The 22,621-nt window shown below is 70.8% G+C and carries 23 protein-coding genes; 8 read left to right on the top strand and 15 right to left on the bottom strand.

Annotated features, from left to right (window positions below):
• Positions 1-24: 24 nt before the first annotated feature.
• Both ACWEF2_RS05450 and ACWEF2_RS05455 read right to left on the bottom strand, forming a co-directional pair.
• Positions 25-294, bottom strand: coding sequence for a DUF3017 domain-containing protein (locus tag ACWEF2_RS05450; RefSeq protein ID WP_453812172.1), 270 nt, complete (start codon positions 292-294; stop codon positions 25-27).
• A 58-nt stretch (positions 295-352) separates the two neighbouring features.
• On the bottom strand, positions 353-1,474 hold the full coding sequence (locus tag ACWEF2_RS05455; protein ID WP_453812173.1) for a citrate/2-methylcitrate synthase: 1,122 nt from the start codon (positions 1,472-1,474) through the stop codon (positions 353-355).
• 181 nt (positions 1,475-1,655) lie between these two features.
• Here ACWEF2_RS05455 and ACWEF2_RS05460 point away from each other — a divergent pair, with 181 nt between their 5' ends.
• Positions 1,656-2,312, top strand: a complete 657-nt coding sequence (locus ACWEF2_RS05460) for an FHA domain-containing protein (protein ID WP_355591583.1) — start codon at positions 1,656-1,658, stop codon at positions 2,310-2,312.
• A 21-nt stretch (positions 2,313-2,333) separates the two neighbouring features.
• Here ACWEF2_RS05460 and ACWEF2_RS05465 read toward each other — a convergent pair whose 3' ends face one another.
• From ACWEF2_RS05465 to purN, 4 genes are all read right to left on the bottom strand, one after another.
• Positions 2,334-3,191 carry a bifunctional methylenetetrahydrofolate dehydrogenase/methenyltetrahydrofolate cyclohydrolase gene (locus ACWEF2_RS05465; protein WP_453812175.1) on the bottom strand — a complete coding sequence of 286 codons (858 nt, stop codon included), beginning with the start codon at positions 3,189-3,191 and terminating at the stop codon, positions 2,334-2,336.
• A gap of 22 nt (positions 3,192-3,213) precedes the next feature.
• On the bottom strand, positions 3,214-3,387 hold the full coding sequence (locus ACWEF2_RS05470; RefSeq protein WP_355591577.1) for a hypothetical protein: 174 nt from the start codon (positions 3,385-3,387) through the stop codon (positions 3,214-3,216).
• Positions 3,388-3,549: 162 nt separating this feature from the next.
• The gene (purH, locus tag ACWEF2_RS05475) at positions 3,550-5,094 is read right to left on the bottom strand and encodes a bifunctional phosphoribosylaminoimidazolecarboxamide formyltransferase/IMP cyclohydrolase (protein WP_453812177.1); all 1,545 of its coding nucleotides are present in this window, start codon (positions 5,092-5,094) and stop codon (positions 3,550-3,552) included.
• A gap of 44 nt (positions 5,095-5,138) precedes the next feature.
• Entirely contained in the window at positions 5,139-5,759 is a 621-nt protein-coding gene (purN, locus tag ACWEF2_RS05480; protein WP_453812179.1) for a phosphoribosylglycinamide formyltransferase, read from the bottom strand.
• A gap of 79 nt (positions 5,760-5,838) precedes the next feature.
• Between purN and ACWEF2_RS05485 the strand changes: the two genes are divergently transcribed.
• A complete protein-coding gene (locus ACWEF2_RS05485) occupies positions 5,839-6,249 on the top strand; it encodes a hypothetical protein (RefSeq protein WP_453812181.1) in 411 nt (136 codons plus the stop codon).
• Between the two features lie 89 nt (positions 6,250-6,338).
• Here the strand turns inward: ACWEF2_RS05485 and ACWEF2_RS05490 are convergent, their stop codons facing one another.
• The 4 genes from ACWEF2_RS05490 to ACWEF2_RS05505 all read right to left on the bottom strand — a co-directional run bounded on the left by ACWEF2_RS05490 (position 6,339) and on the right by ACWEF2_RS05505 (position 10,743).
• On the bottom strand, positions 6,339-7,997 hold the full coding sequence (locus ACWEF2_RS05490; protein WP_453812183.1) for a cell division protein PerM: 1,659 nt from the start codon (positions 7,995-7,997) through the stop codon (positions 6,339-6,341).
• A 149-nt stretch (positions 7,998-8,146) separates the two neighbouring features.
• On the bottom strand, positions 8,147-9,022 hold the full coding sequence (gene sucD / locus ACWEF2_RS05495) for a succinate--CoA ligase subunit alpha (protein WP_355591562.1): 876 nt from the start codon (positions 9,020-9,022) through the stop codon (positions 8,147-8,149).
• Positions 9,022-10,203 (bottom strand): ADP-forming succinate--CoA ligase subunit beta, encoded by a 1,182-nt coding sequence (gene sucC, locus ACWEF2_RS05500; RefSeq protein WP_355591559.1) that lies wholly within the window; start codon positions 10,201-10,203, stop codon positions 9,022-9,024. The genes sucD and sucC overlap by 1 nt, the downstream gene beginning before the upstream one ends.
• Positions 10,204-10,335: 132 nt before the next feature.
• A complete protein-coding gene (locus ACWEF2_RS05505; protein WP_453812185.1) occupies positions 10,336-10,743 on the bottom strand; it encodes a cobalamin B12-binding domain-containing protein in 408 nt (135 codons plus the stop codon).
• A gap of 346 nt (positions 10,744-11,089) precedes the next feature.
• On the opposite strand from ACWEF2_RS05505, the gene ACWEF2_RS05510 reads away from it, so the two are divergent.
• Positions 11,090-11,965 carry a hypothetical protein gene (locus ACWEF2_RS05510; RefSeq protein WP_453812187.1) on the top strand — a complete coding sequence of 292 codons (876 nt, stop codon included), beginning with the start codon at positions 11,090-11,092 and terminating at the stop codon, positions 11,963-11,965.
• Between the two features lie 169 nt (positions 11,966-12,134).
• On the top strand, positions 12,135-13,046 hold the full coding sequence (locus ACWEF2_RS05515; protein WP_453812189.1) for a hypothetical protein: 912 nt from the start codon (positions 12,135-12,137) through the stop codon (positions 13,044-13,046).
• A 75-nt stretch (positions 13,047-13,121) separates the two neighbouring features.
• Here ACWEF2_RS05515 and pcrA read toward each other — a convergent pair whose 3' ends face one another.
• The gene (gene pcrA / locus ACWEF2_RS05520; protein WP_453812435.1) at positions 13,122-15,383 is read right to left on the bottom strand and encodes a DNA helicase PcrA; all 2,262 of its coding nucleotides are present in this window, start codon (positions 15,381-15,383) and stop codon (positions 13,122-13,124) included.
• 237 nt (positions 15,384-15,620) lie between these two features.
• Here pcrA and ACWEF2_RS05525 point away from each other — a divergent pair, with 237 nt between their 5' ends.
• Positions 15,621-16,340 (top strand): PIG-L deacetylase family protein, encoded by a 720-nt coding sequence (locus tag ACWEF2_RS05525; protein ID WP_453812191.1) that lies wholly within the window; start codon positions 15,621-15,623, stop codon positions 16,338-16,340.
• 117 nt (positions 16,341-16,457) lie between these two features.
• Entirely contained in the window at positions 16,458-17,198 is a 741-nt protein-coding gene (locus ACWEF2_RS05530) for an ABC transporter permease (protein WP_453812192.1), read from the top strand.
• On the opposite strand, the gene ACWEF2_RS05535 is transcribed toward ACWEF2_RS05530, so the two are convergent.
• The 4 genes from ACWEF2_RS05535 to ACWEF2_RS05550 all read right to left on the bottom strand — a co-directional run bounded on the left by ACWEF2_RS05535 (position 17,152) and on the right by ACWEF2_RS05550 (position 20,474).
• Positions 17,152-17,970, bottom strand: a complete 819-nt coding sequence (locus ACWEF2_RS05535; RefSeq protein WP_453812194.1) for a CPBP family glutamic-type intramembrane protease — start codon at positions 17,968-17,970, stop codon at positions 17,152-17,154. The two genes, ACWEF2_RS05530 and ACWEF2_RS05535, sit on opposite strands and share 47 nt — an antisense overlap.
• 123 nt (positions 17,971-18,093) lie before the next feature.
• Complete coding sequence (locus ACWEF2_RS05540; protein ID WP_453812195.1) at positions 18,094-18,357, bottom strand: WhiB family transcriptional regulator; 264 nt, start codon at positions 18,355-18,357, stop codon at positions 18,094-18,096.
• A 199-nt stretch (positions 18,358-18,556) separates the two neighbouring features.
• Positions 18,557-19,195, bottom strand: a complete 639-nt coding sequence (locus ACWEF2_RS05545; RefSeq protein WP_355591535.1) for a response regulator transcription factor — start codon at positions 19,193-19,195, stop codon at positions 18,557-18,559.
• A 64-nt stretch (positions 19,196-19,259) separates the two neighbouring features.
• Positions 19,260-20,474, bottom strand: a complete 1,215-nt coding sequence (locus tag ACWEF2_RS05550) for an ATP-binding protein (protein WP_453812197.1) — start codon at positions 20,472-20,474, stop codon at positions 19,260-19,262.
• 142 nt (positions 20,475-20,616) lie between these two features.
• On the opposite strand from ACWEF2_RS05550, the gene ACWEF2_RS05555 reads away from it, so the two are divergent.
• Entirely contained in the window at positions 20,617-22,320 is a 1,704-nt protein-coding gene (locus ACWEF2_RS05555) for a PspC domain-containing protein (RefSeq protein ID WP_453812199.1), read from the top strand.
• Positions 22,310-22,519, top strand: a complete 210-nt coding sequence (locus ACWEF2_RS05560; RefSeq protein WP_355591526.1) for a hypothetical protein — start codon at positions 22,310-22,312, stop codon at positions 22,517-22,519. The genes ACWEF2_RS05555 and ACWEF2_RS05560 overlap by 11 nt, the downstream gene beginning before the upstream one ends.
• Positions 22,520-22,621: the final 102 nt, after the last annotated feature.

Here is a 22,621-nt window from a genome sequence, read left to right on the forward strand (position 1 = left end):
ATACAACGTCGTACGGCATACGGCTCAGCGCGGCATGAGCCATGGATACTGGAGCAGCAGCGAGCCGGCCATCAACGCGCCGGCGAAGATCGCGAGTGTGACGGCGTCGGTCGTCCTGCGGCGTACGGCGAGCCGCCCGCCCCCGGTCAGCCGGAGCACCGCGCCCACCGCCATGATCACGCCGAGACAGAACCCTCCCCACTCGGGGTCGACCAGGACCGCGAAGGTCACGGCGAGGACCGCACCCGCCATCACCAGCGGATACGGTCCCCAGTGGTCGCCGGGCGGGCTCATCGCTCGCATCCGTGACCGTCTCTCGTGCGGGGCGCCCGAGACGCCCGGGTCATCCGGTTCATCGCTCGTCGATCGGCTTCCACTTCTGGTCGCGTTCGCCGATGTACTCGCTGTCCGGACGGATCAGACGGTTGTCGGCGTGCTGCTCGATCACGTGTGCCGTCCATCCTGACATGCGGCTGATCGAGAAGACCGGGGTGAACAGGTCGGTCGGGATGCCGAGGTAGTGGTAGACCGTCGCGGCGTAGAAGTCGACGTTGGGATAGAGGCCCTTGGTCTCGAAGACGACCTCCTCCATCTCCTTGGACATCCGGTAGTACGTGTCGTCGCCGGAGGCCTCCGCCAGCTCCCGCGACATCCCGCGCAGGTGGGTGGCGCGCGGATCCTCGGTCTTGTAGACGCGGTGCCCGAAGCCCATGATCTTCTCACCGGCGGCGAGACTGTCGCGTACGGCCTGGGCGACGGCCCCCGGGTCGAGCGACTCCAGCGTGCGCATGACCTGCTCGTTGGCGCCGCCGTGGAGCGGCCCCTTCAGCGTGCCGATGGCCGCCACGATGGCGGAGTGCATGTCGGACAGGGTCGCGGCGCAGACGCGGGCGGCGAACGTGGAGGCGTTCATCGTGTGGTCGGCGTGCAGGACCAGGCAGGCGTCGAAGACCTCGACCTCGTGGGCGCTGGGGGTGCGCCCGGTGATCTGGAGCAGGAAGTTCGCCGCGATGCTCAGCTCCGGATCCGGATCCGGGATCTCGGCTCCGGTCCTGGCCGCGTGGTAGCGGGCCACCAGGACCGGCTGCTGGGCGGTCAGCCTCGCCGCCTTGCGCAGGTTGGCCTCGGGGCTGTTGGAGTCCTTGTCCGGATCGTCACCCGAGGCCAGGGAGACCAGCGTCCGCAACGCCTCCATGGGAGCCTGCTTCTCGGCGATCTCCGGAATGTTCGTCTCGGCGAGGGCGCCGAGCGCGCGCCCCCTGACCAGCTCCGCCCCGTAGTCGGCCAGTTGTCCCCTGGTTGGGAACCGGCCGCGCTGCAACAGGTGCGCGGTCTCCTCGAAGGTGGTGCGGCCGGCCAGGTCGTGGATGTCGTAGCCACGGTAGAAGAGACGGCCGGCATGACCGTCGATGTCGCTGAGCGCTGTGGACGCGGCCACGACATCGGCGAGGCCTTTTGTGGGCTTGTCCGCCATGAGTGTTTCCTCCGCTTATCTTGAGGCGAAGTCTACCCGTGAGCAGGGGAAACCTTCTCAAGTGGTCAAGACCAATTTCACGAGAGATTCTCCTTCTGGCAAAGGAGATTCCCCATCCCCTCGTTTGGGTAAGCCGCAGCTGTAGGAATAGTTACGGCGGGCTACCTGGGGAGGAACTGCCGTGGAGGGGCCGTTCATACGCATCGAGGACACTGGCGAGGTGGTCCCGTTGCGCCCCGAGATCACGACGATCGGGCGTGGTCGGGGGGTCGACATCCGGCTCAATGATCCAAGCGTGTCCCGGCTGCATGCGGAGTTCATCCGGCGTGGGCCCTACCTGTATGTCGTTGATCTGGGCCTGTCCCGCAACGGCACACGGGTGAACGGCAGGCCGATCGCCCGGAGGGTGCTGGACGACGGCGACGTCGTCTCCTTCGGGGCCGCGAGAGGCAGGATCGGCGGGGTGCCACGCGAGGACTTCGCCCCCGAAGTCGAGCTCCGCCGCGCCGCGGCACCGGAGCTGACCCGACGAGAGGTGGATGTACTGACGTCACTGTGCCGTCCGGCGCTGTCGGACGAGGCGTTCGTCGCGCCCGCCACCGCGCGGGAGATCGCCGACGACCTGGTGGTGACGGAGGCAGCGGTCAAACAGCATCTGCTCCGTCTGTACCAGAAGTTCCGGATCCCGGAGGGGACCAACCGGCGCACCAGGCTGGCCAACGAGGTCGTCGCCCTGGGGCTGGTCAGGCCCACACCGGTGGTGCCGCCGCAACGGGCGGCCGGCTCCCCGGACCCCTCTCAACCGGCGGCCACCACATCGAGCCGCCGGGCGTCCTGAACGCGTTCCCCGGCGGGAAACCTACTGTCCGGCCGCCTGCCGCTCGGCGGCCTCGACCACGTTGCCGAGCAGCAGGGCCCGGGTCATCGGGCCCACCCCGCCGGGGTTGGGGGTGAGGAAGCCCGCGACGTCCGCGACGTCGGGGGCGACATCACCGGCGATCTTTCCGTCGACCCGGGAGACGCCGACGTCGAGCACGGCCGCGCCGGGCTTGACCATGTCGGCGGTGATCAGGTGGGGCACGCCGGCCGCGGCGACGACGATGTCGGCGCGCCGGACGTGTGCCGCCAGGTCCTGTGTGCCGGTGTGGCAGAGGGTGACGGTGGCGTTCTCCGAGCGGCGGGTCAGCAGCAGCCCGAGCGAACGGCCCACGGTGATGCCGCGCCCGACCAGCGCGACCTCGGCACCCTTGATCGGCACGCCGTACTCCTGGAGGAGCAGGATGATGCCGTGCGGGGTGCAGGGCAGCGGCGCGTCGACCATGTGGACCAGGCGCCCGAGGTTGACCGGGTGCAGGCCGTCGGCGTCCTTGGCCGGATCCATCCGCTCGATCAGCGACATGGTGTCGAGGTGACGCGGCAGCGGAAGCTGGACGATGTAGCCGGTGCACCCGTCGTCGGCGTTGAGTTCGTCGACGACCGCCTCGACCTCGGCCTGGGTGGCGGTCGCCGGAAGGTCCCTGCGGATGGAGGCGATGCCGACCTCGGCGCAGTCGCGGTGCTTTCCGGCCACGTAGATCTGGCTGCCCGGGTCGTCGCCGACCAGGACGGTGCCGAGGCCAGGGGTGATGCCCCGCTCCCTCAGCGCGGCCACCCTGGCCGTGAGGTCTGCCTTGATCTTCGCCGCGGTGGCCTTGCCGTCCAGAATCTGCGCGCTCATACCGTCAATCCTTCCACGAGAATCATCCGCGGCTCGCCTCCCGCCGCTCGATGATCCTGCGCGTGAAGGGGATGTACTCCACGACCTTGGCCCCCAGGTACGCGGCGCCGACGGCGAAGACGAGGAGCAGCCAGGGGCTCTCCCAGAACCCGTTCATCATCACGAAGACGTTCAGGACGGGACCAAGCAGAGGCATGGACGGTCTCCCCGGGGTGACGGAAGGAACGCCTCACCCTAACCGCGGTTCAAACCTTCTTTGGCCTGGAAATTATGTCTGATTCGCCACTCTGTTCTCTCCGGTGCGCGGCCGCCACGTCCCCGTGGCGGCCGCACACCGGAGCGGCGATCACCGGAACGGTCAGTGGAAGAAGTGACGGGTGCCGGTGAAGTAGAGGGTGACCCCGGCGGCCTCGGCCGCGGCGATCACCTCTTCGTCCCTGATGGAGCCGCCGGGCTCCACGACCGCCTTCACCCCGGCGGCGATGAGCACCTCCAGGCCGTCCGCGAACGGGAAGAAGGCGTCGGAGGCCGCCACCGCCCCCCCGGCGCGGTCACCGGCGCGGGAGACCGCCAGCCGCGCCGAGTCGACCCGGTTGACCTGCCCCATGCCGACGCCGACGCTCGCGCCGTCGGCGGCGAGCAGAATCGCGTTGGACTTCACCGAGCGGCAGGCCCGCCAGGCGAAGTCCAGGTCGGCGAGGACCTCGGCGGAGGCGGCGGGGCCGGCCTTGAGCTCCCAGGTGGACGGGGCGTCACCGGGGGCGTTCACCCGGTCGGAGGTCTGCACCAGCAGGCCGCCGTCGATCCTGCGGAACTCGGCGGGGTTGTCCGGCCCCTTCGGGCAGGCGAGCAGGCGGATGTTCTTCTTCCGGGTGAGCACGGCCAGCGCCTCGGCGGTGAACCCCGGGGCCACCACGACCTCGGTGAACACCTCCGCGATCTGCCCGGCCAGCGCCTCGGTGACCTCGGCGTTGACCGCGATCACCCCGCCGTAGGCGGAGACCGGGTCGCAGGCGTTGGCCTTGCGGTGCGCCTCGGCGACGTCGGCGCCGACCGCGATGCCGCACGGGTTCTGGTGCTTGATGATCGCCACGGCGGGCGCGGCGAAGTCCCAGGCGGACCGCCAGGCGGCGTCGGCGTCGAGGTAGTTGTTGTAGGACATCTCCTTGCCGTGCAGCTGCTCGGCGCCTGCCAGGCCGTCCCGGCCCGCCGAGTAGAGCGCGGCGCCCTGGTGCGGGTTCTCGCCGTAGCGCAACGGCGTCCTGAGCGTCCACGCGGCGCCCATGTAGCGCGGCCAGAAGTCCTGCTCGGCGGCGTAGACGTTCGCGAACCAGGAGGCCACCGCGGTGTCGTAGGCGGCGGTGTGGGCGTAGGCGGCGGCGGCGAGGCGGCGGCGCTCGGTGAGGGTGAACCCGCCCTCGGCCACCGCGGCGAGCACCTCGCCGTAGGCGCCGGGGTCCACCACGATCGCGGCGGTGCCGTGGTTCTTGGCCGCGGCGCGGATCATCGCGGGGCCGCCGATGTCGATCTGTTCCACGCACTCGCCACCGGAGGCGCCGGAGGCCACGGTCTCCTGGAACGGGTAGAGGTTGACCACCACCAGCTCGAAGGGGGCGATCTCCAGCTCTTCGAGCTGCTTGACGTGGGCCGGGTTGCCGCCGTCGGCCAGCAGGCCCGCGTGGACGCGCGGGTGCAGGGTCTTGACGCGGCCGTCCAGGCACTCGGGGAAGCCGGTCAGCGCCTCGACCGGAATGACGGGGACACCGAACGAGGCGATCTTCGCGGCGGTGCCACCGGTGGAGACGATCTCCACCCCTGCGGCGTCGAGCCCGCGGGCCAGCTCCTCCAGCCCGCTCTTGTCATACACCGCGATCAACGCGCGCCGGATGGCGATGCGGGTCACTTCCTGGTCCTCCTGTGTGGTTCCGGTTTTCCCGGGCGCCCGGCTCATCCGCCGGATCGTCCGAGGCGAACGGACCGTCCGGTCACCGTCCAGCCCTCACGGGCCATCCGGCCGACGGTCTCGACGAGCAGGCTTCGCTCGACGGTCTTGATGCGCTCGTGCAGGGTCTTCTCGTCGTCGTCGTCGAGCACGGGCACCGCCCCCTGGGCGACGATCGGCCCGCTGTCGACTCCGGCGTCGGCCAGCATCACGGTGCAGCCGGTGATCCGCACGCCGTACGCGAGGGCGTCGCGGACGCCGTGTGTGCCGGGGAAGGAGGGCAGCAGCGCGGGGTGGGTGTTGAGCACCGGGAAGGCGGCCAGTGTGGGCGCACCGATGATCTTCATGAACCCCGCGCAGACGACCAGGTCAGGCCGGTACTCGGCGATCCGCGCCGCGAGCGCGCGGTCCCAGGCGTCCCGCGCCGGATGGTCGGACAGTTTCTCCACGAAGGACGGCACCCCGGCGCGCTCGGCACGGGCCAGTCCCTCGATGTCGTCGCGGTCGGCCCCCACCGCCACGACCTCGGCACCGTACGCCTCGTCTGCCGAAGCGTCCAGCACGGCCTGTAGGTTGGTTCCAGAACCGGATACGAGGACTACGAGCCGAGCGGCCTGGGATGACACCGACGCACTCCATTCGGATGGGGACTCAGCCGCTGCAAGGGTATCGGGCCGATGTATTCGAACAACGCGAGGAGGTCAGTTGACGACACCCGTCCAGGCACGGCCGGCGGAGAGTGCGGGACGGCGGGCGCTGTGGCTCGCCTTCGCCTCGGTGGTCATGACCCTCATCCTTCCCCTGGCGGGGCTCGTCGCGTCGATCTTCGCCCTTGTCGTCTCGATCCGGGCGATCCCGGCGCTGCGCTCGGTGACCAAGCCGGTGGGCGTCGCCGTCGTCGGCATCGTCCTGGCGTCGCTGGCCCTGCTGGTCTCCCTGGCGGTCACCACGATGCAGTTCTACTTCAGCGACGAGCTGACCGCCTACACCGAGTGCGGCAGGGGCGCGGGCACCGTCACCGCCCAGAACCAGTGCGTGGAGCAGCTCGAACGGGCCATGGAGAAGAAGATGCCCTTCGTCCAGCCCGGCCAGGTCCAGTTCCCCTTCCCACCCTGACCCCTGACCCCTGACCGCTCCCGCCCTGGCCCCTCTCCGCCCGGCCGCTCCTGCGTCCTGACCCCCGCGCCCGGCCTACCGGCCGGGGCTCAGTCACGGTCCCAGGCGTAGGGGTCGAGATAGATCACGTGGCCACCCTTGTCGTCGGACTCGTCGACGATGTCGCGTCTGGGCGGGCGCGGGGGCTCCCAGCGGAGGGTCTTCGGCGGGCTCTCCGCCGCGGCCGAGGTGTGCTCGTCCTCCCAGTCGTCCCTGATGACCGGGATCGGCTGGGTGTCGCACTCGGTGGCGTCCATCCAGTGGCCGGGGAGGGCTCGGAGTTCGTCCGGCTCGGCGAACCCGGCCCGGCCGGCCATCGAACCCGCCACTTTGGCGATCTTGGCGCCCGCCCTGCGGACCGGCGCGGTGGCCGTGCCGACCCTCGCCGCCGCCTTGGTCACGGCGGTGTTCTGCCCCCGGAAGATCAGCCACCAGTTGGCCAGTCCCGCCGAGATGCCCGCGGCGACGCCCGTCTCCAGCGTCACCGAGAGCATGACCTCCCAGGCCGCGGGGCCCGCCGCGGCGAGCCTCGTTCCGCCGAGCGCGCCGCCGGAGAGCGCCGCCAGTATCCCGGCCATCGCCCCGGTCGCCAGCCCGCAGACGAACCCCCACAGCGGCGCTCCCTCGTATGACGGGGATGGAGCGATCCGAACGCTCAGCACACCGGCCACCGCCCCGGCCGCGAACGGCAGCACGACCACCGCCATCACCCACGCCGGGGTGGGGCCGGCCTCCGGCAGGGCGCCCAGGATCGGCAGGCTGGGCACGGGGCCGAGCTGCACCCCTGTCGGCGCGACCAGCGTGCCGGTGCCGACGGCGAAGCCGGGACCGGCGATGTAGGCCATCCCCCAGACGACCGCGTTGAGCAGGTAGAGCCCCTGGATGAGCAGGAGCAGCAGTCCGCCCACGAATCCGGGTGCCAGGATGTCGGAGAGCGCCCGGACCTGGTCGAAGTTGGCCACCAGCGCGCCGACCACCATGACCGCACCCGCCAGGAGCATGATTCCCAGCGCCGCGACCGAACCCGCCAGGACCGCGCGCAACCGCTCGGGCAACAGCCGGAACATGGACCGCCACGGTCCGATCGTCCTGGCGGTGGCCAGCGAGCCCGCGGCGAAGGCCAGCACCAGATGGCTGATCAGCACGTCGCCGAGGAGCGGCTGGGTGATCTCGTTACGGGTGATGAGCGCGACCATCCCGGCCAGCAGCGCGTACGGCGCGGCCAGTGAGATGCCCGCCTGGGCGACCAGTACCAGCTGTGCCCGGCGGCGGGCGTTGGCCTCATCCCTGGGGCTGTTCTTGGGCAGCCGGGCCGGCAGCCGGAGCCGCAGGTCGGCGTCCCTGGCCATCCAGACCCCGGCGCGGTACAGCAGGAAGGCGGGAAGCACCGTCAGCCCGAGCGGGAGCAGCCCGATCGTCCCCCCGGGGATCGCGAATCCGGCGTGGTGGGCCGCCAGCCAGAGCTGTGCCGCGGTGCGGAACACCCCCGGCAGGCCGGCGCCGAGCGCGCCCTGGGGGGAGGTGATCCAGCCGACCAGGGTGAGGGTGGTGAGCACCGCGAGACCCACACCGAGCGTCCACGCGGCGGCGAGCATCCCGGAGACGGGAAGCGGCCGGCGGACGTCGTCGTCACCCGTGACGCCGGGCAGGGGGATACGGCTGAGGACGTTACGGGGAGCCGTCCGGAGCTGATCGAAAAGGGCCGTCACAATAGTCGATGGTCTCAGCATCTCCCGCGTGGACGGGACTCCTCCGCCCCGCGTGTCGCCCGCGGGGCGCAGGAGGATCCCGGTCTCGGCAGCGGAAAGGCGCCCGTTGGGGAACGGGCGCCTCTGCCTGCGGACGGAGATCGACGAGACTAGCGGGACCGCATGGTCTCGCGCATCAGCCGGGCGGTCTCGCTCGGGGTCTTGCCGACGCGGACGCCGACCTTCTCCAGAGCCTCCTTCTTCGCCTGGGCGGTGCCCGACGAGCCGGACACGATCGCACCCGCGTGACCCATGGTCTTGCCCTCGGGGGCGGTGAAGCCCGCGACGTAGGCGACGACCGGCTTGGTCACGTGCTGCTCGATGTAGGCGGCGGCGCGCTCCTCGGCGTCGCCGCCGATCTCACCGATCATCACGATCGCGTCGGTCTCCGGGTCGTCCTGGAACGCCTGGAGCGCGTCGATGTGCGTGGTGCCGATGACCGGGTCGCCGCCGATGCCCACGGCGCTGGAGAAGCCGAGGTCGCGCAGCTCGTACATGAGCTGGTAGGTCAGCGTGCCGGACTTCGAGACCAGGCCGATACGGCCGGCGGTGGTGATGTCGGCGGGGATGATGCCGGCGTTGGAGGCGCCGGGCGAGGCGATGCCGGGGCAGTTCGGACCGATGATGCGGGTCTTGTTGCCCTTGGCGACCGCGTAGGCCCAGAACTCGGTGGTGTCGTGCACCGGGACACCCTCGGTGATCACCACGCAGAGCGGGATCTCGGCGTCGATGGCCTCCTTGACCGCGTCCTTGGTGAACGCCGGGGGCACGAAGACGACCGACGCGTCGGCGCCGGTCTCCTTGATGGCCTCGGCGACGGTGCCGAAGACGGGCAGGCCCTCGTGGGTGGTGCCGGCCTTGCGGGCGTTGACGCCGCCGACGACGCGGGCACCGGAGGCGAGCATGCGGCGGGTGTGCTTGGTGCCCTCACCGCCGGTCATGCCCTGGACGATGATCTTGCTCTTCTCAGTCAGCCAGATGGCCATTACGCACCTACCGCGGCGAGCTCGGCGGCGCGCTTGGCCGCATCGTCCATGGTGTCCACCAGTTCGACGCCCGGGAGCCCGGCGTCGGAGAGAATCTGCCGCCCGAGTTCGGCGTTGTTGCCGTCCAGGCGGACGACGAGCGGACGGCTGACGGCCTCGCCACGCCCCTCCAGCAGCTGGAAGGCGGAGACGATGCCGTTGGCGACCGCGTCACAGGCGGTGATGCCGCCGAAGACGTTCACGAAGACCGACTTCACGGACGGGTCGGAGAGGATGATCTCCAGGCCGTTCGCCATGACCTCGGCCGAGGCACCACCGCCGATGTCGAGGAAGTTGGCGGGCTTGGGCCGGCCGGAGACGGTCTCACCGGCGTAGGCGACGACGTCGAGGGTCGACATGACCAGGCCCGCGCCGTTACCGATGATGCCGACGCTGCCGTCGAGCTTGACGTAGTTGAGGTCCTTCGCCTTGGCCGCGGCCTCCAGCGGGTCCTCGGCGGCCTTGTCCTCGAAGGCCGCGTGGTCGGGCTGGCGGAAGGAGGCGTTGTCGTCGAGGGTGACCTTGCCGTCGAGGGCCTTCACCTGGCCGTCGGCGGACAGGATCATCGGGTTGACCTCGACCAGGGAGGCGTCCTCGTCGACGAAGGCGGCCCAGAGCTTCTCGATGAGCTCGGCGGCGCCGTCCAGCGCGACCTCCGGCAGGCCACCGGCCTGGGCGATCTCGCGGGCCCTGGCACGGTCGATCCCGTCCAGCGGGGAGATCGGGATCTTGGCGACCTTCTCCGGGGTGTTGTGCGCGACCTCTTCGATGTCCATACCGCCCGCGGCGGAACAGATGGCGAGGAAGGTGCGGTTCGCGCGATCGAGCAGGAAGGAGAAGTAGTACTCCTCCGCGATCGCGCTGGCCTCCTCGATCAGAACCTTGTGGACCGTGTGGCCCTTGATGTCCATCCCGAGGATGTGGGTGGCCTTCAGCTCGGCGTCCGCGGCGTCGTCGGCGACCTTCACGCCGCCGGCCTTACCTCGGCCACCGGTCTTGACCTGTGCCTTGACGACGACACGGCCGGTCAGCTCCTCGGCTGCCGCACGTGCTTCCTCCACGGTGTGCGCGACGATACCGCGCGGCACCGGGATGCCGTACTCCGCGAAGAGCTCCTTCGCCTGATGTTCGAACAGGTCCACGAGGGTCCGTCCTTGCTTGTCCGGCTGGTGTACAGATTTCGGCGGGCCGGCTCCATGATCTGAGGGGGAGCCTGACGTTTTTGCGCCAATGAAGCCTAGCTCCCCGGACGGCATGGCCAGGTCACCGGGTCCTTAAACGGGGGCGGGAATCGCGCTCCGCACCCACTCGACGATCTCATGGGTGGTCGCTCCCGGGGTGAAGATTCGAGCAACCCCCATTCGCTCAAGTTCAGACATGTCCGCTTCTGGGATGATTCCGCCGCCGAAGACAACGATGTCGGCTGCGTCCTGTTCCCGCAAGAGCTCAATCACCTTGGCGAAGAGCGTCATGTGCGCTCCGGACAGAACGGACAGCCCAACCGCGGCCGCATCCTCCTGGATCGCCGTGCGCACGATCTGCTCGGGCGTCTGGTGCAGACCGGTGTAGACGACCTCCATCCCGGCGTCCCGCAGCGCCCGCGCCACGATCTTCACCCCCCGGTCGTGTCCGTCCAGCCCGGGTTTGGCGATGACGACGCGAATTCTCGACACGGCATCCATGCAGACCTCCCTGCTCGCACTCCAGGTGCAATGTAAGAGCCTTCCGCAGCGTAACCGGCGCCGCCCCGTCGCGCTCACCCGCCCGGCGTTCGGAGGCGCCCCCCGGGGGCACCGGCCGCAGGCCGCCGAGGACCGGCGCGGGGCGTCCGCGCCGGCCGCGCGGCCGGCCCCACGGCGCGCGTCTCAGTGTGGCCTTTCCCCGGAGGCGCGGAAGAGACGGCTGCACAGAATATGCACAGCTAATTCAAACCATCTGAGGAAAAAGGAGGTTTTTTTGGGATCTTGATATGTAAGAATCCCCTTCGTCCCTCTCACATGGGGTGGGGGGTATTCAGGAGGATTTTTGGTGAAGCGATACATCGCCGGTGTGGCCTGCGCGGCCACGGCCGTACTGAGCGTTCCCGCACTGTCGGCATCGACCGCGCACGCCCAGGCCGCCGACCCGGTGACCGCGCTGAAGAGCCAGTTCCGCAGCGGCCACGGCGTGAAATTCCTCGACGTCACAAAAATGCGGGGCTACGGGAGCGGAGCGGTCATCGCCCAGCGCGAGGGCGTGTTCCGGTTCGGCGCCTCCGGAATCGCGGCGTCCGACCAGACCGCGAAACTCCGGATCAAGGCAAGCGACCTTGAGGCTATGTCGGAGGGCACGGGGGAGAACGAGGCGAAGGGGATGGCCGGGCTGGCCAAGCCGGAACGGGTCATCCGCATCGGCAACGTCTCCTACGTCTCCGGCGGCGTCTTCGGGGAGTTCCTCCCCGCCGACAAGACCTGGATCCGCTTCCCCAACGCCACGCTCGGCGCCACCGGAACGCTGAGCCAGCTGGTCAACGTCGCCGAGCCGGCGACGCTCAAGGCGCTGCTGGCGCACGCCACCCAGCGCGCCGGGGTCTACCGAGGGAAGATCACCTTCGGTGAGCTGTACAAGGTCTCGCCCTGGTTCAGGGCCGCGGCGATGCTGCCGCCGAGGGGCGAGCACACCAAGACCGTGCTGGACTGGAAGCTGTTCGTCGGCGCGGACCGGCTCCCCCGGCGGCTGACGACCACCTACTCGACGGGCGGCACAGCCACCGGAGGCATGTCCATGACGGTCGAGACCCGCTACGTCGGCTGGGGATCCAAGGTCACGGTCAAGGCTCCGCCCGCCGACGAGGTCGCCAAGCTGAGCGAACTGGAGAACGGCGCGGACACCAGCACCACGCCGATCCCGCTGCTCGGCAACTGATATCCCCTCGGGGGATCGCCCTCGGTCGACCCCGACCACGACGCCCGGCGGGCACCGCCTGCCGGGCGTTACCGATTGGGGGTTTTTGACATGGCATGTTGTGAATTACGAAAGAATCTTGGCTCCCCCTCCGCGACGATGCGAGGACCTATCCGGGAGGACCTTCTCGATGAGGCGAATGATCGCCGCCCTGACCGGCGCGACCGTGGCGGCGCTGGTCGCCCCCGCCCTCCTGACCGCCGCCCCCGCGGCCGCCCAGAGCGCGCGGAGTGCCCCCCAATCCGCGCAGGCCGATCCGGTGTCGGCGCTCAAGCGCCAGTTCAGGGTCCACCGCGGCGTGAAACTCGCCGAGAACACGAAGCTCATCGGCGAGGGCAGGAAGCAGAGGATGATCTTCACCCGGCGGAACGGGGTGCTGGAGTTCGACCGGAAGGGCGTGGCCGCGTCGGACCTGACCAGCACGTTCAACCTGCCCGGCGGCGACAACGAGCTCAAGGGCGTGTTCGTCCCCTTCCGCACCATCACGGTGAAGGGCGTCTCCTACACCTCGGGCGGGATGTTCGGCGACTCCATGCCCGAGGGAAAGACGTGGCTCCGCGACTCAGACGACATGGTCGCCCTCGGCAGCCCCGCGCAGCAGCTGCTCAACCCCCTCGAACCCGCGACGCTGAAGGCCGCGCTGGCCCACACCACGGCCAGGCGCCCCGGCGGGACGTGGGACGGCACCCGGACCGTCGTCCACTCGGGCACGATCACGCTGGGCGAGCTGTACAAGGTCTCCCCCACCTTCCGCGCCGCGCTGGGCGTGAGGCTCTCGGCCAAGTCGGCCAAGGTGCCGGTCACCTGGCAGCTCTACATCGGCTCCGACCAGCTCGTCCGGCGGGCCGTCTCCTCCTACACGCAGTCCCTGCGCGGCCTCACCAGCGTCGACCTCACCTACCTCAACGACAGCCGCTACACCGGCTGGGGGACGAGGTCGGCCATCAAGGCCCCGCCCGCCGACCAGGTCGCCGACTTCGACGACCTGAAGGTCGGTGAGGGCGCGGGCGAGGACCCGTACATCCAGCTCTTCACCGGCTGACCCACCCCGGGGCACCCCGCTCTCGCACACCGGATCACCTGACCGGCGCCCCCGCCCCGGACTCCGGGGCACCCATCAGAGCTTCTCTATCGGCGCGTAGGCCAGCAGCAGGGTCTTCTCTCCCCCGCTACCGAAATCGATCTTCGCCTTGGTCTTCTCGGCCAGGCCGTCCACCGACACGACGGTGCCCAGGCCGAACTGGTCGTGGGTGACCCGGTCGCCCGGGGACAGAGCGGGGATCTGCCGCCCGCCGGGCTTCCTCGCCGGGGCCTGGCGGGACTCACGGCGAGCGGCGGCGGCGTTCCAGGCGCTCTTCTCCGGATCACCGCGCCACTCGACCAGGTCGACCGGGATCTCGGCGACGAACCGGGAGGCCGGGTTGAACGCCGGAGACCCCCACGAGCTGCGGACGGCGGCCCTGGAGACGTAGAGGCGCCGCTCGGCCCGGGTGATGCCGACATAGGCCAGGCGGCGCTCCTCCTCAAGCTCCCTGGGCTCGCCCAGCGAGCGCATGTGCGGGAAGACACCGTCCTCCATGCCGGTGAGGAAGACCACCGGGAACTCCAGCCCCTTGGCCGTGTGCAGCGTCATCAGCGTGACCACCCCCTGGCCGCCGTCGCCGGCCGGAATCTGGTCGGCGTCGGCCACCAGCGAGACCTGCTCCAGGAACTCCACGAGCGCGCCCTCGGGGTTGGCCTCCTCGAACTCGGAGGCCACCGAGACCATTTCGTCCAGGTTCTCCAGGCGGCTCTCGTCCTGCGGGTCGCCCGAGGCGGCGAGCTCCGCGCGGTAGCCGGTGTCGACCAGCACCTGCTGGGCCAGCTCGGACGGCGGCATGCTCCCGGCCTTGACGGTCAGGTCGTCCAGCAGCGCGACGAACTCCTTGATCGCGTTGAGCGACCGGGTGGCCATGCCCGGCGCCTCGTCCGCCCGGCGGAGCGCCTCGGCGAACGAGATCCGCTCGCGGGAGGCGAACGCCTCCACCATCGCCTCGGCCCGGTCGCCGATGCCGCGCTTGGGCACGTTGAGGATCCGGCGCAGCGACACCACGTCGTTCGGGTTGGCCAGCACCCGGAGATAGGCCAGCAGGTCACGGACCTCCTTGCGCTCGTAGAAGCGCACCCCGCCGACCACCTTGTACGGCAGGCCGGTACGGATGAAGATCTCCTCGAAGACCCGGGAGGCCGCGTTGGTCCGGTAGAACACGGCCACCTGGCCGGGCACGACCTCCTCGTCGTCCGCGAGCCGGTCGACCTCCTGCGCGACGAACATGGCCTCGTCGTGCTCGTTGTCCGCGACATAGCCGACGATCTTCGCCCCGGCGCCCTGGTCGGACCAGAGGTTCTTGGGCTTGCGGCTCTCGTTGCGCGAGATCACCGCGTTGGCCGCGGTCAGGATCGTCTGGGTGGAGCGGTAGTTCTGCTCCAGCAGGATCGTCCTGGCGTCGGGGTAGTCGCGCTCGAACTCCAGGATGTTGCGGATCGTCGCGCCCCGGAAGGCGTAGATCGACTGGTCGGCGTCACCGACCACGCACAGCTCGGCGGGGGCGAGCGCGCCCTCCCGCCCCTCCCTGACCGGCTCGCCGTCCGCGGTGCGCGGCTCGGAGACGCCGACGAGTTCGCGGATCAGGGTGTACTGGGCGTGGTTGGTGTCCTGGTACTCGTCCACCATGACGTGCCGCCAGCGGCGCCGGTAGTGCTCGGCCACGTCGGGGAAGATCTGCAGCAGCGTGACCGTCAGCATGATGAGGTCGTCGAAGTCCATCGCGCCGGCCTCGGTCAGCTTCCGCTGATAGCCCCGGTACGCCTCGGCGAGGGTGCGCTCCAGGTGGGTGGCGGCCTGGTCGGCCGCCGTCTCGTAGTCGACCAGCTCGTTCTTGAAGTTGCTGACCTGTGCGGAGAAGGAGCGCGGCGGGTAGCGCTTGGGGTCGAGGTCCATCTCCCGGCAGACCATCGCCATCAGCCGCTGGGAGTCGGCCTGGTCGTAGATGGAGAAACTTGAGGGGAAGCCCAGGCGTTTGCCCTCGCGGCGCAGGATCCGCACACACGCGCTGTGGAAGGTCATCACCCACATCGCGGCCGAGCGCGGGCCGATGAGACCGTCGACCCGGTCCTTCATCTCCCTGGCGGCCTTGTTGGTGAAGGTGATCGCCAGGATCTCCTGAGGCTGCGCGCCCCGCTCGGCCAGCAGGTAGGCGATGCGGTGGGTCAGCACCCGCGTCTTGCCCGAACCGGCGCCCGCGACGATGAGCAGCGGGCTGCCGTGGTGCACGACGGCCTCGCGCTGCTGGGGGTTGAGCCCGTCGAGCAACGGGTGGGTCAGGGAAGCGGCTGGGATCGACACGTCCCTAGGGTAAGGCGGGCCGCCGACAACCGGGGCCAGTCGCGGAGTCCCGTCACCGAGTCCCGTCACGGAGCCTCCGCGAGGGGGTTCCGGCGGGGAGTCCGGCCACCGGCCACCGCCGCGGACCACCGCCGGGGAGTCCGGACACGGACCGCCTCCGTGGGAAGGAATGCCGGCGGGCGTGCCGGTGGTTATCAGAGTTCCCGACATGAGAGAGCAGAGAGGCACCGCATGCTGTCTGAGAACGAGATCAACCGGGTGCTCGTGGTGACCGCGCATCCGGATGACGTCGACTTCGCCGCCGCCGGCTCGATCGCGCAGCTCACCGGCCGGGGGGCCGAGGTGACGTACTGCGTCGTCACCGACGGCGACGCGGGAGGTTTCAACCGCGAGCTGGACAACGGGGGCATGGCCCAGCTCCGCCGTACCGAACAGGTCAGCGCGGCCAAGGCCGTCGGCGTGACCGACGTCCGTTTTCTCGGCTACCACGACGGAACCGTGGTGCAGAGCCTTGACCTGCGACGCGACATCACGCGGGTCATCCGCCAGGTCAGGCCGGACCTGGTGATCACCCACACCCCCGAGCGCAACTACCGGTTCGTCTCCCCCAGCCACCCCGACCACCGCGCGGTCGGCGGCTGCACACTCGACGCCGTCTACCCCGACGCGCGCAACCCCTACGCCTTCCCCGAGCTTCTGCGGGACGAGGACCTGGACGCCTGGACGGTCCGGGAGGTCTGGCTCAGCGGCGGCCAGACACCCAACCACCACGTCGACATCACCGACACCATCGACCGCAAGCTCGACGCGCTACGCGCCCACGACAGCCAGGTGGGCCACATGGAGGACGCCGAGGGCTTCGTACGGGGCAGATTCTCCCAGGTCGCGATGGAGGCGGGCCTCGGTGAGGGCCGCTACGCCGAGTCTTTCCAGCGTGTCACGACCGGCTGACCCCGGACCGGTCCCCGGCGAGGCGGACGACCGCCCGGGCGGCCGTCCAGGAGATCCCCACGCGACCTTCGGGCCCGATCCGGCGCGGAACCCGTCCGCCGGGGAAACCTCACCGTTATGAGCGGCATCGGCCTGACCCCGCTCACCGCCGTCGTCATCGCGCTCCTGACCATGGCGGGCGCGGCCGTGGCCCGGATCGGCCGCCTCGGGCACGAGCGCGCCGTGCTCATCGCGTGCCTGCGCGCCGCCGTACAGCTCGGCGCGGTGGCTCTGATCATCGTGTGGGCCGTGCAACGGCCTCTGGCGGTGGCGGCCTTCATCCTGGTCATGTACGGCGTGGCGAGCCTGACCGCCGGATGCAGGATCACCCGGGGGCGCGCGGCCGGCTGGGCGGCCGTGCCGGTCGCCGCCGGGACCGCGCCGATCCTGGCGCTGCTCACCGGCACCGGCGTCGTCCCGATGAGGGGCATCGTGCTGATCCCCATCGCGGGCATCCTGCTCGGCGGGTGCATGACGGCCACCTCTCTCGCGGGGCGACGGGCGGTGGACGAGCTCGTCATACGGCGCGGCGAGGTCGAGGCGGCGCTCGCGCTGGGCCTGTCGGACCGGAACGCGGCGCTGGAGATCTGCCGCCCGGTGGCGGCCCAGGCGCTGGCGCCCGTACTAGATCAGACCTCGACCGTGGGACTGGTCACGCTGCCCGGCGCCTTCGTGGGGATGCTGCTCGGCGGGGCGAGCCCGATCCAAGCCGGGGTGGTGCAGCTCGTCGTGCTGGTCATGCTGCTGGCCGCGGAGGCGGTGGCGGTGCTCGTCACGATCGAGCTGACGGCCATGGGCCGTTTCCCGGTGTGGCGGTGAGACGACCGCCCACCCGGCCGGCGTCCTCCGGAGCCAGGCGGGCGAACAGGTAGCCCAGCGAGTTGGTGGCGACGTGGAACAGCGCCGGCGCGGCCAGCCCCCCTCTCCGTCTCAGCTCGCAGAAGAACACCCCGGCGATCCCGGTCGCGACCACCGATCCGGTCACCACCCGCAACGCCTCCCGCGTGGAGGGGCCACCCGGCGGGTCCGGCGCCGGAGCACCCGGCAGCGGGCCGTCGCCGGGCGTCTCCCCCGCCGTCAGGCGGCCCAGCGCCGGGTTGGCGGTCATCATGTCGAGCGCGGGCAGCACATGCCAGAGGCCGAACAGGGCCGAGGAGACCGCGGTGGCGGTGGCGGCCCCGTGGGAGCGGGCGACCAGGGCGTGCAGCACCCCGCGGAACCCCACCTCCTCCAGCAGGACCGTGCCGACCGGCACCTGGAGCAGGGCCTCCTCGATCACGCGGGCGCGGGAGAGCGAGAGCGCCCGCTCGTCGCGGAAGAGACGGCGGGTGGCCGGGACGGCGATCCCCGCGCCGTAGACCCCGGCGACGGCCGAGGCGAGGACGCCGCCGATGCGCAGGCCGCGTGAGCGCCGGTGGAACCCCAGCTGGGACCAGGACAGCCCGGAACGGCGGGCCAGGGCGAGCAGCGTGCCGACGGCGACGGCCGAGGTGAGCGGGGCCAGCCTCGGCGCGACCCGGTTGTTGAGCACGTTGGCCGCCACCAGCACGGCCACCGCGCCCGCGAGCGTGACCGGCCGTTCCACCGGCACGGCCGTACGCGCGCTCCCCGGCCGCCACCGACGACGACCACGCCACGCCGATCTGAGAGAGGCCGCGTCCACGCGCCCTCGCCCCCGCTCCGCGCTCCGGTTCCGCACGCCGTCTCCCCTCGGTCATCCCGCGGCGGGGTGCCGCCATCCGGCGGGAAACCGCAGGTCGCGCCGCTCCTGAACGGTGAGACCGCCCCAGATGCCCTCCGGCTCGGCCGCCCTCAGGGCGTAGGCCCGGCAGTCGGTCAGCACCGGGCAGCCCGCGCAGACCGCCTTCGCCCGCCCCTCCTGCTCAGCCGACTGCGCCAGCGGAAAGAACAGTTCGGGATCGCTCGCGCGGCAGGCGCCCCGCACGGCCCAGCCGATCTCACGGACCGTCTTCCGCATGACACACCCCCTGCTGGATCATCCGTCCTCAGAGTAGGCGGATCCCGGCCGCCCGGCATCAGCCTCTCGGTGGATTCCCGGGTACACACCGCGATGTATCCCGGATATCCCGGGATATCCCGCGTATCCCGGCGGGGTCGCCCGTCCCCCCGGCCTCTCCGAGAGCGGGGGAACGTCGGGCCCGCGGAGCGAGAGGACGTCAGACCAGGCGTCGTGCGGTGGCCCAGCGGGAGAGCTCGTGGCGGTTGGAGAGCTGAAGCTTGCGCAGGACGGACGAGACGTGGGTCTCCACGGTCTTGACCGAGATGAACAGCTCCTTGGCGATCTCCTTGTAGGCGTAGCCTCGGGCGATCAGGCGCAGCACCTCGCGCTCACGCTGGGTCAGCGAGTCGAGCTCGGGGTCGATCGGCGGGGCCTCGCTGGAGGCGAAGGCGTCGAGCACGAAACCGGCCAGCCTCGGGGAGAAGACCGCGTCGCCCTCGGCCACCCGGCGGATCGCGTCGGTGAGCTCACGGCCGCTGATGGTCTTGGTGACGTATCCCCGGGCGCCGCCGCGGATCACACCGATGACGTCCTCGGCCGCGTCGGAGACCGACAGGGCGAGGAAGCGGACCTGCGAGCCGGCGCCGAGGACCCGGCGGAGCACCTCCTGGCCTCCGCCGCCGGGCATGTGCACATCGAGCAGGACCACGTCCGGCTGGAGCTCGGCGATCGCCTTGACCGCCGACTCCACGTCCTCGGCCTCCCCGATCACCTCGATCGAGTCGCCCAGCTCGGCGCGGACACCGGAGCGGAAGAGCCGGTGGTCGTCGACGATCAGAACCCTGACGGTGCTCATGAGATCTCCCCATCCGGTCGTGTCCGCCGCCCACCGTACTCCCCGGTCTTCCCGGCCCGCTCGCTCACACCTTCTCCATCTTCATGGTCAGCATTACTTCCGTTCCCTCGCCGGGCGCGGTCCGCACGCGGGCGCTGCCGCCGTTGCGCTCCATCCTGCCGATGATCGACTGGCGGATGCCCATCCGGTCCTCCGGCACCCCCTCCATGTCGAACCCGACACCCCTGTCCCGGACGAAGACGGTGACCTCGTCCGGCTCCGCCTCGGCGTAGACGGAGACGGCCGGCGACTCAGAGTATTTCGCGGCGTTGACCATAGCCTGCCTGGCCGCCTGCATCATCGCGGAGAGCTCGGGGGTCAGCGGGCGGTCACCCACGCAGACGACCTCGATCGGCACCCCGTGCGCGTCCTCCTCCTCGGCCGCGACCCGCCGCACGGCCGCGGCCAGCGACGCGTCGGCGTCCTGTTTCGGCTGGTAGAGCCAGTTGCGCAGCTCACGCTCCTGGGAGCGGGCCAGCCGCATCACCTCGCGTGAGTCCTGGGCGTTGCGCTGGATCAGCGTCAGCGTGTGCAGTACGGAGTCGTGCACGTGCGCCGCCACCTCGGCGCGCTCCTCCTGCCTGATGCGCTCGCGGCGCTCGCGCTGGAGTTCCTTCCAGAGCGCCGCCAGCCAGGGGGCCGCGATGAGCGCCACCCCGCCCACCACCACCAGGGTGAACACGATGCCCGAACGGGCGCTGTCCAGCTCGTTGTTGGCCGCCAGGAAACCGATCACACCGACGACGACGAGCACCAGACCGGCGAACGTGCGGACCCGGTTCTGCCGGACCTGCCCGACCGTCGTGCTCATCCAGCGCCGCCGGCGGTCCGGGTCGGCCTGCTGCCACAGGATCAGCGAGCCGATCCCGCCGACCGCGATCGGCCACGCGCCGATCCCGCCCTTCGAGGCGCCGGTGAGCCAGCCCAGGGCCATCAGTGCCAGCCCGATCGCGGTGTACGCGGCGAGCTGGCTCCAGTCCCTGGCCGGTTCCCTGCCCTCGTGCGGCTCGCGCGGGGTGAACATCCACAGCGCCGCGTAGGCCACGGCGCCGATCCCGTCCAGGACGGTGAGCAGCACGAAGGCCAGCCGCAGCACCACCGGGTCAAGCCGGAGCTGGGCGGCGGCGCCCTGGGCCACCCCGGCCACCAGACGGCCCTCCACCGGCCTCATCAGCCGGGGGAAGGCGGGTTCCTCGGGGGTGAGGGGCGCCGCGTCGCGAGTTGTCTGTCGGTCAGCCATATCACCAGCATCGTCACATGTCTCAGCCGGTCAGCGCATCAGGCCTTCCCCTGACCGGCCCCTGAGAAGGCCGCGCCCGCTCCGGGACGACTCAGGGGTCTCCCGGATGCGAGGGCGCCTCGGCAAGAGACACGATAGGACTATGAACGACACCGGGAACGCACAGGACCCGACGAGCACCCTGTCCGACTCGCCGCCCGTCCCGCCCCCCGGCGAGGAGCGAACGCTCAGGCGCAGCGACGAGGGCCGCATGCTCACCGGCGTCTGCGCGGGTCTCGGCCGCTACAGCGGGATCGACCCCGTGGTGTTCCGGGTCGGCTTCGCGGTGCTGGTGCTGGGCTCCGGGATCGGCATCATGCTCTACGTCGCGGCGTTCCTGCTCATGCGTGAGGCGAACGGCGGCCCGGGATACCTGGAGCAGTGGACCCGGCGCGACTTCGACAGCGAGACCGTGCTGGCCCTGCTGGCCGGAGTCCTCGCCTTCGGCCTGATCATCAACGTGTCCTCGGACGGCATCGGCACCGGCACGGTCGTGGTCGGCACGCTGTTCGCCATCGCCCTGCTCGCCGCCCACTCCCGCGGCGTCGACCTGCTGGCCGTGGCGCGTTCGCTGCCCGACCGGCTGCGTGGCCGGCGTCCGCACCCGCCCGGCCGGCCGGTGGACTCGCCGTTCCCCGCCTTCTTCCCCACCACCGAGGGGCCGCCCGGCGCCTCCCCGTTCTCCGGGGGGCCTCCCGCCACCGCGCCGCAGGCACCCGCGCGGCCTTATCCCGGCGCACCCGGCGCACCTAACGTCCCCGGCGCACCCGGCGCGTCCACCATGCCCACCGCACCCGGTGCACCCGCCTTCTCCGGCGTACCCGGCGCACCCGTCCATCCGGCCGAGGAGTCCCACCCCGCCACCCGGCAGCGGACCGAGGTGTTCACCGGCGCCCACGAGGCCGCGCCGCCACCCACTTCCCCGCCGGGCGCACCGCCCACCGGAACGCCGGGCACACCGTCGGCAGGAACGTCGACCGGCCCTCCCGCCGCCGGACCACCTGCCGACGGATCGCCCTCCGACGGCGGCCCGGCCGGGCCGTACCGCACCGGGGGGCGGTCGTTCGACTCCTCCGGCGAGCCGTTCTCGCCCTACGGGCCCTACCGGCCCCTGGACCCCGCCAAGCGGCAGCCGCACTCCCCCTATGACCTCCCCGGATACGGCCGGCCGGTCGAGACCTCGCCCAGAGCGAAACGGCCCAGGTCGTTCGTCGGAGGCGTGACCATGTTCCTGGCCATGATCGTCGGAGGAATCGTTGTGGCGATCCAGTCCACATCCGGATCGGTCAACATGACGGTCGTCGGCGGTGCCGTGCTCCTCACCATCGGTGCCGGCCTCCTGGTCGCCACCTGGTTCGGCCGGGGCACGGCCCTGGTCGCGGCGGGCACCCTCATCTCGATCGCCCTGATCGCGGGATCCACCCTGACCGACATGCCGAAGAAGTTCGGCAACTACCGTTGGGAGCCGACCAAACTGTCCGAGGTGATCTCGAACTACACGGTGGGCGTCGGCGAGGGCACCCTGAACCTGAGCGAACTGTCGCTGCCGCCGGGCTCTCGGACCGTCTTCGAGGCATCCGTCTCGGTGGGCGAGATCAAGGTGATCCTGCCGCCGACGGCCCGGGTCGAGGTCAACGGATACACCAAACTCGGCGATGTGAAGATCGACCATTCGGTCAAGGGCGGGGCGGACGTCAAGCACAACAGGATCCTGGAGCCCGAGGTGCCGCCGAAGGGCGACGCGGCGACCATCGTGCTGAACGTCAAGGCGGGCATCGGAGACGTGGAGGTTCGCCGTGCGGCCTGAGAGCGGCCCCCCGGCCCGCCGTACCCTGCGGCACCGTACCGACTGGATGGCCCTGCTCAGCGGTCTGCTGTTCATCGGGGCCGGAGCCGTCTTCATCGGCGTGCCGGACGTCGAGCCAGTGATCATGCTCCCGGTCGTCCTGGTGGGTCTGGGCGTCGCGGGCATGATCGCCATCCTCGCCCGCGCGATCCGGCGCTGAGGATCTCCCGGGGATCGGGCCCGAGCTTTGCGGGGGCCTTGACCGGGCAGGACAGGGGCGTACGTTCACTTCTGTCGGCTCTCACCTGTCCGAGCCGTCACA

The sequence above is a fragment of the Streptosporangium sp. NPDC004631 genome (assembly GCF_053601935.1).

Coding starts and splice junctions, on each gene's coding strand:
- ACWEF2_RS05555 (WP_453812199.1), top strand. CDS start 20,617: ATGAACGACACCGGGAACGCACAGGACCCGACGAGCACCCTGTCCGAC.
- ACWEF2_RS05540 (WP_453812195.1), bottom strand. CDS start 18,357: ATGCGGAAGACGGTCCGTGAGATCGGCTGGGCCGTGCGGGGCGCCTGC.
- ACWEF2_RS05530 (WP_453812192.1), top strand. CDS start 16,458: ATGAGCGGCATCGGCCTGACCCCGCTCACCGCCGTCGTCATCGCGCTC.
- ACWEF2_RS05465 (WP_453812175.1), bottom strand. CDS start 3,191: ATGAGCGCGCAGATTCTGGACGGCAAGGCCACCGCGGCGAAGATCAAG.
- ACWEF2_RS05545 (WP_355591535.1), bottom strand. CDS start 19,195: ATGAGCACCGTCAGGGTTCTGATCGTCGACGACCACCGGCTCTTCCGC.
- ACWEF2_RS05550 (WP_453812197.1), bottom strand. CDS start 20,474: ATGGCTGACCGACAGACAACTCGCGACGCGGCGCCCCTCACCCCCGAG.
- ACWEF2_RS05455 (WP_453812173.1), bottom strand. CDS start 1,474: ATGGCGGACAAGCCCACAAAAGGCCTCGCCGATGTCGTGGCCGCGTCC.
- ACWEF2_RS05450 (WP_453812172.1), bottom strand. CDS start 294: ATGAGCCCGCCCGGCGACCACTGGGGACCGTATCCGCTGGTGATGGCG.
- sucD (WP_355591562.1), bottom strand. CDS start 9,022: ATGGCCATCTGGCTGACTGAGAAGAGCAAGATCATCGTCCAGGGCATG.
- ACWEF2_RS05505 (WP_453812185.1), bottom strand. CDS start 10,743: ATGGATGCCGTGTCGAGAATTCGCGTCGTCATCGCCAAACCCGGGCTG.
- ACWEF2_RS05525 (WP_453812191.1), top strand. CDS start 15,621: ATGCTGTCTGAGAACGAGATCAACCGGGTGCTCGTGGTGACCGCGCAT.
- ACWEF2_RS05515 (WP_453812189.1), top strand. CDS start 12,135: ATGAGGCGAATGATCGCCGCCCTGACCGGCGCGACCGTGGCGGCGCTG.
- ACWEF2_RS05470 (WP_355591577.1), bottom strand. CDS start 3,387: ATGCCTCTGCTTGGTCCCGTCCTGAACGTCTTCGTGATGATGAACGGG.